Source organism: Rhodoplanes sp. SY1, from assembly GCF_046000175.1.
GTDB lineage: Bacteria > Pseudomonadota > Alphaproteobacteria > Rhizobiales > Xanthobacteraceae > Rhodoplanes.
Genome location: NZ_JBEOMB010000111.1, coordinates 21168 through 33447 on the forward strand (window position 1 = coordinate 21168; position 12280 = coordinate 33447).

15 protein-coding genes and 1 pseudogene are annotated in these 12280 nt (G+C 70.2%); 7 read left to right on the forward strand and 9 right to left on the reverse strand.

All coding sequences use genetic code 11. The features are described 5' to 3' along the window. Window positions 1-152 precede the first annotated feature (152 nt). From folK to ABTU92_RS23510, 4 genes are all read right to left on the reverse strand, one after another. Window positions 153-668: a 2-amino-4-hydroxy-6-hydroxymethyldihydropteridine diphosphokinase gene (gene folK / locus ABTU92_RS23495; protein WP_408094045.1), complete on the reverse strand. Its 516-nt coding sequence runs from the start codon at window positions 666-668 to the stop codon at window positions 153-155. Further along, complete coding sequence (gene folB, locus ABTU92_RS23500) at window positions 661-1038, reverse strand: dihydroneopterin aldolase (RefSeq protein ID WP_111359956.1); 378 nt, start codon at window positions 1036-1038, stop codon at window positions 661-663. The genes folK and folB overlap by 8 nt, the downstream gene beginning before the upstream one ends. Beyond that, window positions 1035-1874 carry a dihydropteroate synthase gene (gene folP / locus ABTU92_RS23505; RefSeq protein ID WP_408094046.1) on the reverse strand — a complete coding sequence of 280 codons (840 nt, stop codon included), beginning with the start codon at window positions 1872-1874 and terminating at the stop codon, window positions 1035-1037. The genes folB and folP overlap by 4 nt, the downstream gene beginning before the upstream one ends. Before the next feature lie 187 nt (window positions 1875-2061). Further along, window positions 2062-2469: a DUF4332 domain-containing protein gene (locus tag ABTU92_RS23510; protein WP_408094047.1), complete on the reverse strand. Its 408-nt coding sequence runs from the start codon at window positions 2467-2469 to the stop codon at window positions 2062-2064. A gap of 403 nt (window positions 2470-2872) precedes the next feature. Here ABTU92_RS23510 and ABTU92_RS23515 point away from each other — a divergent pair, with 403 nt between their 5' ends. The 4 genes from ABTU92_RS23515 to ABTU92_RS23530 are packed head-to-tail and all read left to right on the forward strand — an operon-like array spanning window position 2873 to window position 6460. Continuing rightward, the gene (locus tag ABTU92_RS23515; RefSeq protein ID WP_408094048.1) at window positions 2873-4540 is read left to right on the forward strand and encodes a helicase HerA-like domain-containing protein; all 1668 of its coding nucleotides are present in this window, start codon (window positions 2873-2875) and stop codon (window positions 4538-4540) included. Window positions 4541-4599: 59 nt separating this feature from the next. Next, window positions 4600-5982 carry a M20/M25/M40 family metallo-hydrolase gene (locus ABTU92_RS23520; protein ID WP_408094049.1) on the forward strand — a complete coding sequence of 461 codons (1383 nt, stop codon included), beginning with the start codon at window positions 4600-4602 and terminating at the stop codon, window positions 5980-5982. A 12-nt stretch (window positions 5983-5994) separates the two neighbouring features. Then, entirely contained in the window at window positions 5995-6240 is a 246-nt protein-coding gene (locus ABTU92_RS23525) for a DUF4160 domain-containing protein (RefSeq protein WP_408094050.1), read from the forward strand. Further along, complete coding sequence (locus ABTU92_RS23530; protein WP_408094051.1) at window positions 6212-6460, forward strand: DUF2442 domain-containing protein; 249 nt, start codon at window positions 6212-6214, stop codon at window positions 6458-6460. Before ABTU92_RS23525 ends, ABTU92_RS23530 begins: the two co-directional genes overlap by 29 nt. 15 nt (window positions 6461-6475) lie before the next feature. Here the strand turns inward: ABTU92_RS23530 and ABTU92_RS23535 are convergent, their stop codons facing one another. Next, window positions 6476-6781: a HigA family addiction module antitoxin gene (locus tag ABTU92_RS23535; RefSeq protein WP_408094052.1), complete on the reverse strand. Its 306-nt coding sequence runs from the start codon at window positions 6779-6781 to the stop codon at window positions 6476-6478. A 9-nt stretch (window positions 6782-6790) separates the two neighbouring features. Next, window positions 6791-6961 carry a type II toxin-antitoxin system HicB family antitoxin gene (locus ABTU92_RS23540; RefSeq protein WP_408094053.1) on the reverse strand — a complete coding sequence of 57 codons (171 nt, stop codon included), beginning with the start codon at window positions 6959-6961 and terminating at the stop codon, window positions 6791-6793. 233 nt (window positions 6962-7194) lie between these two features. Here ABTU92_RS23540 and ABTU92_RS23545 point away from each other — a divergent pair, with 233 nt between their 5' ends. Both ABTU92_RS23545 and ABTU92_RS23550 read left to right on the forward strand, forming a co-directional pair. Then, complete coding sequence (locus ABTU92_RS23545) at window positions 7195-7587, forward strand: CidA/LrgA family protein (protein WP_408094054.1); 393 nt, start codon at window positions 7195-7197, stop codon at window positions 7585-7587. After that, entirely contained in the window at window positions 7584-8300 is a 717-nt protein-coding gene (locus tag ABTU92_RS23550; protein WP_408094055.1) for an LrgB family protein, read from the forward strand. Before ABTU92_RS23545 ends, ABTU92_RS23550 begins: the two co-directional genes overlap by 4 nt. A gap of 13 nt (window positions 8301-8313) precedes the next feature. On the opposite strand, the gene ABTU92_RS23555 is transcribed toward ABTU92_RS23550, so the two are convergent. The 3 genes from ABTU92_RS23555 to ABTU92_RS23565 form a co-directional block, all read right to left on the reverse strand. Continuing rightward, a complete protein-coding gene (locus ABTU92_RS23555; protein ID WP_408094056.1) occupies window positions 8314-8985 on the reverse strand; it encodes a haloacid dehalogenase type II in 672 nt (223 codons plus the stop codon). Window positions 8986-9062: 77 nt separating this feature from the next. Next, a complete protein-coding gene (locus tag ABTU92_RS23560; RefSeq protein ID WP_408094057.1) occupies window positions 9063-10724 on the reverse strand; it encodes an ArnT family glycosyltransferase in 1662 nt (553 codons plus the stop codon). Between the two features lie 194 nt (window positions 10725-10918). Beyond that, entirely contained in the window at window positions 10919-11521 is a 603-nt protein-coding gene (locus ABTU92_RS23565) for a superoxide dismutase (RefSeq protein WP_408094058.1), read from the reverse strand. A 362-nt stretch (window positions 11522-11883) separates the two neighbouring features. Between ABTU92_RS23565 and ABTU92_RS23570 the strand changes: the two are divergent. After that, window positions 11884-12280: pseudogene (locus ABTU92_RS23570) on the forward strand (hypothetical protein); the annotation flags it as partial.

The window sequence follows — 12280 nt, forward strand, 5'->3', positions numbered from 1 at the left end:
ATGCGTTTCGCCAAGGAATCGATGGCGCCTGCATGGCTGGACCACCGTCGGATCCGGGTCCTTCGCGGCAGTGCGTAAGTATAGGTCCGTATCTGACCGCGGGGACCGGCATCCTGGGCCGTGATCGCCTCCGGCGATCTACGGATGGGACGTTATTTGCTCGACAGTCTGGTGATGTCGCTGGTGTCGAGCCGCGCGATCAAATCCCGCACCGCGACGCCGCCGAGTAGAGAATCCGGCGCGATCTCGGCGAGCGGGACCAGCACGAAGGCGCGCTCCGCGGCACGCGGATGCGGCAGTGCGAGATCCGGCGTGTCGAGCGTCACCTCGCGCGGGGCCTCGCCCTCGTCGGCGGCACGATACGTGACGATGTCGATGTCGACGGTGCGCGGTCCCCAGCGCCGTTCTCGCGCGCGGTCGCGGCCGAGCGCCGTCTCGACCGCGCGGGCGCGGCGCAAGAGATCGTGCGGCGCGAGCGTCGTCGCGACTCTGGCGCAGAGATTGACGAAGGCCGGCTGGTCAGTGTCGCCCCACGGCGGCGTCGCGTAATCAGAAGAGCGCACGACGAGCGTCACGGCGCCGTCCTCGCACAGCATCTCCAGCGCGCGAAAAAGAGTCGCGCGGACGTCGCCGACATTGCCGCCGAGCGAGAGGACCGCCTCAGCCATTCCGCTTGCGCAGGATCGACACGCCGACATCCGTGAAGGTCGCCGGGATCGGGGCGTGCGGCTTGTGCACCGTGATGCGGATGTCGACGACGCGCGGGAACTGCGCCAGCACGGCGTCGGCGACGGCGGCGGCCGCCGCCTCGATCAGCCGGCAGCGTTTCTCGGCGAAGGCGCGGGTCGCGCACTCGACCACCTGGTCGTAGGAGACCGTGGTCGAGTGCTTGTCGGTGCGCGATGCTTCGGACAAGTCCGCCGACAGTGTCAGGTCGAGATGGAAGGTCTGGCCCACCGTGCGCTCGTGCTCCATCACGCCGTGATAGGCGTGAACGGCGAGGCCGGTGATGAAGACGGTGTCGTGCGCGGCGGTCATGTCATGGTCCGGATGGCGGCGGCGACTCTCAGCGCCTGGACGGTCTCGGCGACGTCGTGCACGCGCACGATGGCGGCGCCGTCGAGGACGGCGAGCAGATGGGCGGCGATCGATCCGCCGAGCCGCTGGTCGGGAGGCGCGGGCGACACGCTGTCGATGAAACGCTTTCGCGAGGCGCCGACCAGCAGCGGCCGGCCGAAGCCGAGGAAGCGCCGCGTCGCCGCGAGCGTCGCGATGCTCTGCGCCGGCGTCTTGCCGAAGCCGATGCCGGGATCGAGGACGATCTGCTCGGCCGGCAGCCCGGCGTCGGCCGCGATGGCGAGCGAGCGGGCGAAGAACGCCTCGACATCGGCGACGATGTCGATCGTCGGGTCGGCCGCGTCACGATTGTGCATGACGACGATCGGCACGCCGCGGCGCGCGGCGAGCGGCGCCATCTCGGGATCGCGCTGCAGGCCCCACACGTCGTTGAGGATCGCGACACCGTGGTCGAGCGCCCAGTCGGCGACCGCCGCCTTCATGGTGTCGATCGACACCGGCACGCCCATCTCGACGACGGCCGGGAGCACCGGCGCGAGCCTCGCGATCTCGTCCTCGGCCGTCACGGGCTTGGCGCCGCCATAGGGGCGGGTCGACTCCGCCCCGACGTCGACGATGTCGGCGCCGGCCGCGACCATCGTCTCGGCCTGGGCGATCGCGGTCGCGGGATCGAAGAACCTCCCCCCGTCCGAGAAGGAATCCGGCGTCACGTTGAGCACGCCCATCACCAGCGGCCGGCCGGCGCGCAGGAGATCGGCGAGGCTATCGGGAGCCACGAGGGTGGGGGGCGCGGTCATGGCCGAGGGCTTTGCGCGCCGGCGGGGCGGAGTCAAGCGGGGCGGGGCTTTCTTCCCTCTCCCCGCGCGCGGGGAGAGGTGCGCCACGCGCTCGGTTCGTAGCCCGGATGAAGCGAAGCGCAATCCGGGAACCGCCGTTCCCGCATTCCGCTGCGCTCCATGCGGGCTACGGCTCGCTGGGCCGCGCCTAGTAGCTGATCTTGACGGGGAGATCCTTGGCGGCCTCGATCCAGCGCTCCACCGCCTTCTCGGTCGGCAGGGTGCGGACCAGCTTGCGGTGGCGGTTCACCTCGGCCATCCGCTTCGCCAGGTTGGCGGGGTTGCGGTACTTCAGCTCGCGCACCGTGTCGACGCCGGCGGCCTCCAAGAGCTCGGCATAGTCCTCGCCGACGCCCTTGATCCGCATCTTGTCGGCCATGTTGGCGATGCGCAGCAGGCATTGCGGTGCGAGCCCGGTGCGCTCGGCGAGCAGCTTGCGGCCCTTCGGATCCTTGGCCGCCTCGAGCAGCTTCGCTGTGGTGCGGATGCCGGCGGATTTCAGCGCCTCGGCGATCCCCGGCACGATGCCGTCGAGCTCGGTGATCGAGTATCTCATCGCGTCGCCCCGCGCCTTGCTGCGCACTGCCGCGACGACGACCCTCTCGACACGCTCTCCGGCCGTGCCCCCGCCTGGCACGACGCACCGGAACGCGCAGCGATTCGGCTGGCAACGAACACGATGGCCCCCTCTCGCCCCGTCACGCACTCGGTCATTATTCTGACATCCCGAGATCGAAACACAATCACGCCACGATTGCGACGGCCTTGTTGCAGGCCTGTGTTGCGATCCCGCAACGAAGCCCACGCCTCGCGTCTATGCGTCATTTCCGATGATGCGGCGCGATGCCGCCCGGCTCGCCCGGACGAAGCGCAATCAGTATAAGCCTGTATCGATCGGAGCGGCTCGCTGGCGGCTAGGCCGGGCGGGCGGAGAGCGGCGGAGGCGATCGCGAGCGACCATGGGCACGCTGGATCAGGACGGAAAGATCCTCGTCGGCAAGGGCGAGGCACCGGAATATCTCACGCTGGCATTGGGCAACCGGCACGGGCTGATCACGGGGGCGACCGGCACGGGCAAGACCGTCACGCTGCAGGTGCTGGCGGAGGGCTTCTCGCGCGCCGGCGTGCCGGTGTTCGCCGCCGACATCAAGGGCGATCTCTCCGGCGTCGCCGCCAAGGGCGAGGCGAAGCCGGCCTTCGTCGAGCGGGCGAAACAGATGGGCTTCGACTACGTGCCCGATCAGTTTCCCGTGGTGTTCTGGGACCTGTTCGGCGAGCAGGGCCATCCGATCCGCGCCACCGTCCACGATCTCGGGCCGCTGCTGCTCGCCCGCATGCTCGACCTCAACGACGTCCAGGAGGGCGTCATCAACATCGCCTTCAAGGTGATGGACGAGGCGGACGGGGCCGCCGACGGCGAGGCCCAGGATCTGGTCGACCTCGCCAATCTGCGCGAGCTCTTGGCCTTCCTCGGCAAGAACGCCAAGGACATCGGCAACCGCTACGGCAACGTGGCGCCGGCCACCATCGGGGCCGTGCAGCGCCAGCTCCTGGTCATCGAGAACCAGGGCGGCGAGAAGTTCTTCGGCCTGCCGGAGCTCGACCTCTCGGACTTCATGGCGGTCGACCAGCAGGGCCGCGGCCGCATCAACATCCTGGCGGCCGACAAGCTGATGCAGAGCCCCAGGCTCTACGCGACGTTCCTCTTGTGGCTGATCGCCGAGCTGTTCGAGCGGCTGCCCGAGGTCGGCGATCTCGACAAGCCGAAGCTCGTGTTCTTCTTCGACGAGGCGCATCTCCTCTTCAACGAGGCGCCCAAGGCGCTGCTCGACCGCATCGAGCAGGTGGTGCGGCTGATCCGCTCCAAGGGCGTCGGCATCTATTTCGTCACCCAGAACCCGCTCGACGTGCCCGATACCGTGCTGGCCCAGCTCGGCAACCGGGTGCAGCACGCGTTGCGGGCCTTCACGCCGCGCGACCAGAAGGCGGTGCGGGCGGCGGCCGAGACGTTCCGGCCGAACCCCAGGCTCGACACCGCGGCCGTCATCACCGAGCTCGGCAAGGGCGAGGCGCTGGTGTCGTTCCTGGAGGGCAACGGCACGCCCTCGATGGTCGAGCGCGCCCTGATCCGGCCGCCGGCGGCGCGCGTCGGGCCGCTGACCCCGCAGGAGCGCCAGGCGCTGCTGGCGTCGAGCCCGCTGCGCGGCCGCTACGACAAGGCGAAGCCGCACCGGCCGCTGACCGATCTCCTGAACGGCGATGCCGCGCCGGCCGGCGACGAGGACGCGCCGCGCGACGGCTCCGGCCGCGGCGGGCGTGCCGGCGGCGGTGCGCCGGCCGAGCAGCCCGGCCTCGGCAGCCGCATTCTCGGCGGCATCGGGGCGTTCCTGTCGCATCCGGCGGTGCGCCAGTTCGGCCGCTCGGTCGCCGCCGTCGTCGCCCGCACGGCGACCCAGGAGGCGTTGAAGCGCATGGGCATGTCTCCGTCGTCCCGCCGCAGCTACGCCCAGTCGGGTCGCGGCCGCAGCCGAACCTACGGTCTCGTCGACGACGGCGGCACCGACACCGGCACGGCTGCCTCCCGCGGCCTGTTCGGCAACCCGCAGCGCTCCTCCGACCGCGGCTGAGGCTGCATCACGCCGCGTCGTCTCCAGCCAGCACGTTCTCGATCAGGGATGCTTTCGACATGACCGTCCTCGACCAGGTTCTCGCCCGCATCGACTCCGACCTCGACAAGAGCCTCGAACGGCTGTTCGCCTTTCTGCGTATCCCGTCGATCTCGACCGATCCGGCCCATGCGGGCGACTGCCGGGCCGCCGCGGCGCACCTCGCCGCCGACCTGCGCAGCCTCGGCATCGCGGCGGATCTGTCCGAGACGGCCGGCCATCCGGTGGTGCTCGGCCGCGGCGGCGACTCCGCGGCGCGTGGCGTGCTGTTCTACGGCCACTACGACGTCCAGCCGGTCGATCCGCTCGACCTGTGGGAGAGCCCTCCCTTCGAGCCGCGCATAAAAACGCTCGACGACGGCCGCAAGGTGATCGTCGCCCGCGGGTCGTCCGACGACAAGGGCCAGGTGATGACCTTCGTCGAGGCGTGCCGCGCCTATGTCGCCGTCACCGGCAAGCTGCCGCTCCCGGTGACGATGCTGGTCGAGGGCGAGGAGGAGTGTGGCTCGAAGAACCTGCCGACCTGGATCGAGCAGAACCGCGGCGCGATCGCGGCCGACCTCGCGCTCGTCTGCGACACCGGCATGTGGGACACGGCGACGCCCGCCATCACCACGGCGCTGCGCGGAATGGTGTACGAGGAGATCGAGATCACGGCGGCGAACCGTGATCTGCACTCCGGTCTCTACGGCGGGGCGGCCCGCAACCCGATCCGGGTCTTGACGAAGATCCTCGGCGGCGTGCACGACGACGACGGCCGCATCACCATCCCGGGCTTCTACGACGGCATCACGGATCCGCCTGCCGACGTGCTCGCCGTCTGGCGCGGCCTCGATCTCACGCCGGAGAGCTTCCTGAAGCCGGTCGGCCTCTCCGAGCCCGCCGGCGAGCGGGGCCGCACGATCGTCGAGCAGCTGTTTTGCCGGCCGACCTGCGACGTCAACGGCATCTGGGGCGGTTACACGGGCGCCGGCGCGAAGACCGTGATCCCCTCGAAGGCCTTCGCGAAGGTCTCGTTCCGCCTGGTCGCCGGGCAGGATCCCGACGCGATCCGCCAGGCGTTCCGGGCCTTCGTCCGCGAGCGGCTGCCGGCCGACTGCAGCGTGACCTTCACGGGTCTCAGCGGCGCTCCGGCGGTCGCGGTGCCGTGGGATCTGTCTCAGCTTGCCGCCGCGCGAAACGCCCTCACCGAGGAGTGGGGCCGCGACGCGCTGATGATCGGCTCCGGCGGCTCGATCCCGGTCGTCGCCGACTTCAAGCGGCTGGTCGGCATGGACACGCTGCTGATCGGCTTCGCGCTCGACGACGACCGCATCCACTCGCCCAACGAGAAGTACGACCTGCGCTCCTTCCACAAGGGCATCCGCAGCTGGGCGCGGATCCTGAACGCGCTGGCGGGGTAGGACGAGGGCGTCATGCCGACCGTCCTACGTTGGGGTCCCTATCGGGCCTTCTTCTACTCCAACGAAGGTGACGAGCCGGCCCATATTCATGTTCGGGCCGGAGACAGGGAAGCCAAGCTCTGGTTGCACGATCTTAAGGTCGCTGTGAACGCTGGGTTCCCGCCGCACGAGCTGAATGATATCCTGCGGCACCTGAAGGTACACCGAAACGAGCTGATGGCGGCATGGCATGAGTGTTTTGGAGATCGACGTCGGTGACCTTCGGCCCTGTGCCGTCACGTTCACGGCGACCGAGCTCGTCGTCACGCTCGTGGACGGGCGAAGGATCGCGACGCCGCTCGAATGGTATCCACGGTTGATGACCGCGAGCGAACGGGAACGCGCCAACTACGAGCTCATGTCCATGGGGATTCACTGGCCGGATCTCGACGAGGATCTGGGCGTCGTCGGGATGCTGAAGGGACGACGGGTCGGCTAGGTCGCGTCGATCCCGTCACGCCGCCCGCGGCTTGATGGCCTTCAACGTCGGCCCGATCTCGCGGCGGCGCTGCATCAGCTCGAAGTCGGTCTGCAGGCCGAGGAAGAGCCCGTCGGAGAGACCGAAGTAGCGCGCGAGCCGCAGATCCGTGTCGGCCGTGACGGCTCGCTTGCCGAGCACGATTTCGTTGATGCGGCGCGGCGGCACCCCGACGGCGCGTGCCAGCGCCGTCTGCGACAGCCCCATGGGCTGCAGAAACTCGACGAGCAGAATCTCGCCGGGATGGGGATTTCTCAGCCGACCGGCACGGACCGCCCGCATTGCTTGTTCTCAGAAAAGCGCCGTTCCGATCTCCACCGACAGGCAGCCTTCGATCGCCTCGTGCAGATTCCGCATGAGGTCGTCGAGCGTTTCTCCCTGCGTCGCGCAGCCCGGGATGGCCGGGACTTCGGCCCAGTAGCCGCCCTCCTCGGCCTCGTGCACCACTGCCTTGATCTTCATCGGCCACCTCGCATGGTCTAAACCGAGTGTAGGGGTGTGGCGCGAGGTTGCAACCCGGGACGGCCGGTTTCGCTGATCGCCGGATCCGGAGTCCTGCGTCCTGTTCCCGCACGGCAGCAATGCCTCGCGCCGTCCGTGCTTGTCTCGTCGCGGCGGAGCGGCGAGATTGCGCCCCCTCGAAACGACCGGTTCACGCCGTCGAGACACGCCGCCTAGACACGCCGCGAGGTGCCATGCTGCAAGGGTTCGCCATTCTGCTGGGCTGCCAGCTCGCCGGGGAGGCGTTCGTGCGCGCCTTCGGGCTTCCGGTGCCGGGGCCGGTGGTCGGCATGGTGCTGCTCGCCATGCTGATGCTCGCCCGCATGCCGCTGCCGGCCGAGGTCGGCGACGTGTCCGGTGGTCTTCTCAAGCACCTGTCGCTGCTGTTCGTGCCGGCCGGGGTCGGCATCGTCCAGCATCTCGGTCGGCTCGGCGACGAGGGCCTGCGCATCCTGCTCGTGCTGGTGCTGTCCACCGTCGTGACGCTCGCCGTCACGGCCGTGGTGTTCGCGGCCGTGGCGCGCCTGATGGGGCTCGCCCCTGTCCATCACGAGCCGGCGAACGAGGCCGTGGAGGAGGAGCAATGAGCCTCGTCGATCTCTGGGTCTATCTCTCCGGCGGCCCGCTCCTCTGGCTCACCACCACGCTGGTCGCCTATGTGGCGGCGGACGCGATCTTCGTCGCCGCCGGGCGCCGGCCGATCGCCAATCCGGTGCTGATCGCGGTGCTGTTCGTCGCCGTCGTGCTGGTCGTCACCGGCACGCCGTTCCCGGCCTATTTCGCCGGCGCCCAGTTCGTCCATTTCCTGCTCGGGCCGGCGACCGTCGCGCTCGCCGTGCCACTGGTGCGCTACCTGCCGCAGGTGCGCCGGCTGCTGGTGCCGATGGTCGTCGCGCTGGTCGTCGGCTCGGTGACGGCGATCGCCTCGGCCGTGCTGCTCGCCCGCCTGGTCGGCCTCGATGCCTCGACGGCCCGCGCGCTGGCGCCGAAGAGCGCGACGACCCCGATCGCCATGGGCACGGCCGAGGCGATCGGCGCCGACCCGGCGCTCGCCGCCGTGATGGTGATCATCACCGGCATCGTCGGCGCCATCGTGGTGACGCCGCTGATGAACGCGCTCGGCCTGAAGAACTACGCGGCGCGCGGCTTCGCGGCCGGGCTCGCCTCGCACGGCATCGGCACGGCGCGCGCCTTCCAGGTCGATCCGCTGGCCGGCACCTTCGCCGGCATCGCGCTCGGCCTCAACGGCCTCCTGACCGCCATCCTGGTGCCGATCCTGCTGCCGTTCCTGCTGAAGTGAGGCGATCCGTCCGTCACATCGGATCGCCGGCGGCGAGCCGCGGCAGGTCGGCGAGGCTCGACAGTCGGTAGCGCGGCGCGAGGTCGTGATACTCCTCGGGCTGGTCGGCACGGTTGATCCATACGGGGCGGAAGCCGAACGCCGCGGCGCCCATCACGTCCCAGCGGTTGGACGAGACGAACACCACCTCGGTCGGCGTCACCGCGAAGGTGTCGACGACCAGGCGATAGACCTCCGGGCGCGGCTTGTAGACGCCGACCGACTCGACCGACAGCACGGCGTCGAGATGCGGTCCGAGGCCGGCCCCCTCGACTGCGCTCGCCAGCATGCGGAAGGTGCCGTTCGACAGGATGGCGGTGCGCTTGCCGCCCTCCTTGAGGGCGGCGAGGGCGGCCACGGCGTCCGGATAGGCGTCGAGCACCCGATAGGCGTCGAGAAGGGCGGAGCGCAGCGTCGGGTCGACCGACGGGCAGCGCGCCAGCGCGTGGTCGAGCGCCCGCTCGGTCAGCGTCCAGAAATCGACGAAACGACCGGCGAGCGTCAGCGTCCAGGTGTATTCGAGCTGCTTGGTCCGCCACAGCTCCGACAGCCGGTCGGCGTCGGGGCCGACCGCGTCGCGATGGCGGGCGATCGCCGCATGGACGTCGAACAGCGTGCCGTAGGCGTCGAACACGAAGACCGGCATGGCGCTCCCCCTCGCGACGGGCGCATCTTGCGAGACTCGTGGCTCGTCGTGCAAGCGCGCGCCCGCTGCTGCCGCGCTCAGGGCGGCAGCGGCGTGAGCAGCGTCTCGAGATTGCGGCCGCGGATGTCGTAGACGCGGGCGAAGACGACGCCGTCGCGCACCACCTCGGCGATCACCGGGGCGTCCAGCTTGGCGCAGTAGAACTCGTTGAGCGAGATCGCGAACTCGCCGCCCTGCGGCTGCCAGTCGGTGGGATAGGCCTTGCCGAGCTCGACCCGCACCGGGCGCTGCGGCCCGCAGATCGCGACATGGCGCTTGGTCTTGCCGGTCGGCAGCTCGCCGCGCTTCGCCAGCTCCGCGCGCAGCGCCTGCGCGGCCTGCTTCATCGACAGGCCCCAGTAGTCGCGCATGAAGCGGCCGTCGGCGCCCTGGAGGCCGCCGGCGAGCGCGTTGAAATACGCGTACTGATAGGGATGGATGCGGATCATCGTGACGATCGGGTGGACGAGCATCACGGCCAGCGCGGCGGCCGCGATGGCGGTGCGGCGTCCCTCGGTCGCGGCGGCGCGGCTCACCAGCAGCGCGCCGACCAGGCCGCCGAGCACGGCGGCGGGCGGCAGCACGAAGACGAAGTGCCGGATGCCGTTGTACATGGCCGGCCGCGTGATCACCGCGAAGGCGATCGGGAAGACCGTCGACACGGCGAGGAAGACCAGGCTGGCGCGACGGTTGAGCGGGCGGTCGCCATGCGCCGCCGCGGCGAGCGCGGCGACGACGCCGGCGATGGCGAGCGCCCAGAACAGCTCCGGCGTCTGCAGGGCGAACAGCTCCGGCACGTAGCGCCGCGGCATGTCGACGACCCACAGGAGCTCGCCCTCGAACAGCTCCCGCCACGGCTTCTCGAAGAAGTGCGAGAAGTAGACGAGCGCCTTCACCGGATTGAGCGGCGACACCACCGACCACGGCCAGATCAGCGCCATCAGCGCATAGGAGACGACCACGGCCGGCATGAGCCGCAGCAGGAACGCGCCGGCCCGCCGGGCGGCGTCGCGGACGCCCAGCCGGCGCGCCTCGGCGACGATGATCAGCAGGAAGGCGGCGGCGGTCGGCACCGCGGCGAGGGCGCCCATGACGCGGGAGCCGAACGAGAGGCCGAGCCCGAGCCCGAGCAGCGCCACGGTCGGCACATGGGGCTTCGGATACTCCGAGAAGGCCCGCACGAAGCCGAGCGTCGCCGCCAGCATCGCCACCGCGAAGGGCACGTCCTTCGGGTTGACGAACATGTGCCCGATCCACAGCGGGCAGGTGGCGAGCAGCGTCACGCCGACGAACCCGGCGATCGGACCGCCGAGCCGGCGCGCGATCCGCCAGGTCATCGCCAGCCCGGCGATGCCGATGATCGCGCCGACCAGCCGGCGCGTCTCGAACAGCTCGAACGGCAGCACCTTGGCGACGAGCGCGGCCAGCATGTCGAAGCCGCCGCCATACGCGTAGAGATTGACGAAGGAGAGGGCGCGGCGATCGGTGAAGCCGGAGTCGTAGAGCCGCAGCAGGAGGCCGCCGTACTCGGCGTGGGCGTAGTCGTCCCAGCCCATGCCGAAGTCGCGGAAGGTCGCCAGCGCCACGCCGCAGACGATCACCAGCACGCCGACGGCGGCAATATCGGCGGGATGCAGGCCGCGCGGCCCCGTCCTGCGCGCGGGGGCGTCGGAGATCGCGGCGGGCATCGGCGGATGCATCGGAGGCTCGGGTGTGGGCGGGCGTCGCCGCCGAGGGGAGACGAGGCGTGGGCGCGAGTGTCGCAACCGCTCTGGGCCCTGGAGGCGGCGAAACGACGGCAGAGCGTCCCGCCTCGACCCCGTCCGGATGCGTCGACGCCGGCGCTCGCGTGCCCGCGAGGCCGGCGCCACCGCATCATCTCACATCCGACGGTTCACTTGGAAGCGGCGGCGTAGAGCTCCGCCACATACTCCCAGTTCACCAGATTATCGAGGAACGCCTTCAGGTAGTCGGGGCGCCGGTTGCGGTAGTCGATGTAGTAGGAGTGCTCCCACACGTCGCAGCCGAGGATCGGGGTGGCGCCGTGCACCAGCGGGCTCTCGCCGTTCGGCGTCTTGGTGACGACGATCTTGCCGTCCTTGACGGCGAGCCACGCCCAGCCCGAGCCGAACTGGGTGACGCCGGCCTGGGTGAAGTCCTCCTTCATCTTGGCGACCGAGCCGAGGTCGGCGACGATCGCCTTCTCCAGCGCGCCCGGAATCTTGTCGCCGCCCCCCGCCGGCTTCATCCACTTCCAGAAATGCAGGTGGTTGTAGTGCTGGCCGGCGTTGTTGAAGAGCCCGGCGTTCTTGCCGAACGAGCCTTTGACGATCTCCTCGAGCGACTTGCCTTCCCACTCGGTGCCCTTGAGCAGGTTGTTGCCGTTGTTCACGTAAGCCAGATGGTGCTTGTCGTGATGATATTCGAGCGTCTCGCGCGACATGTACGGCGCGAGCGCGTCGTGGGCGTAGGGCAGGTCCGGCAGCGAAAACGACATCGCGTTGCTCCTCGAGGGTTCGGATGTAATCGGGGGTGACCATTCACGGTCCGAGAACGGCGTCCGACCCCTCTCACGTAGAGATCGGGCGCGCTCGGCGCAACCTCGCCCTGGTGCCATGATGCCGCCGACAATGTCGGCCCGGGACTCGCGGGGCGCCCGCAGGACCGCCGTGCGCGCCAAAATGGTTGTGATCCGTCAAAGGCCTGGGTATCTTCGCCGAAAGCCGGACACGGGTTTTCGGCGCCCGGCCGGCAGTTCCGGCCGCAGTCGAGACCGCCCCGAGGGGGCGTCCGGTGGGACGGCGCCGCATGGCGCTGTCGGCATGGCCGTGCTTCCGTGTGGGCGTAGAGGGTGAAGCGATGGTCCTGGTCCTGTTGGCGGTCGGCGCGGTGTTGACGGTGGTCGGCCTCGGCGGCGTCGCCTTCGGCATCCCCAACAACGAGTTCGGCACCGGCAACACGGCGATCGCGGCGGGCGTCACGGCGATGACCGGCGGGCTCGTGCTGATCGGCCTGTCCTATGTGCTGCGCGAGCTGATCGCCATTCGCACCGCGCTCGCCGCCGGGGCGCCGGCCGGCGCCGTCGCGGGAGCCCCTCTCGGACGGGCCGAGCGGCCCGAGCCGCCCGCGCGCGGCCGGCCGGCCGGGCTTTCGCCCGCGCCCGGGATGTCGCCCAGCGCCGAGGCAGGTCTCGGGGCACCGCTGTTCCCCGAGCCCGAGCCGCCGTCGGCCGCGATCGCCGCCGAGCGGCTGCGCG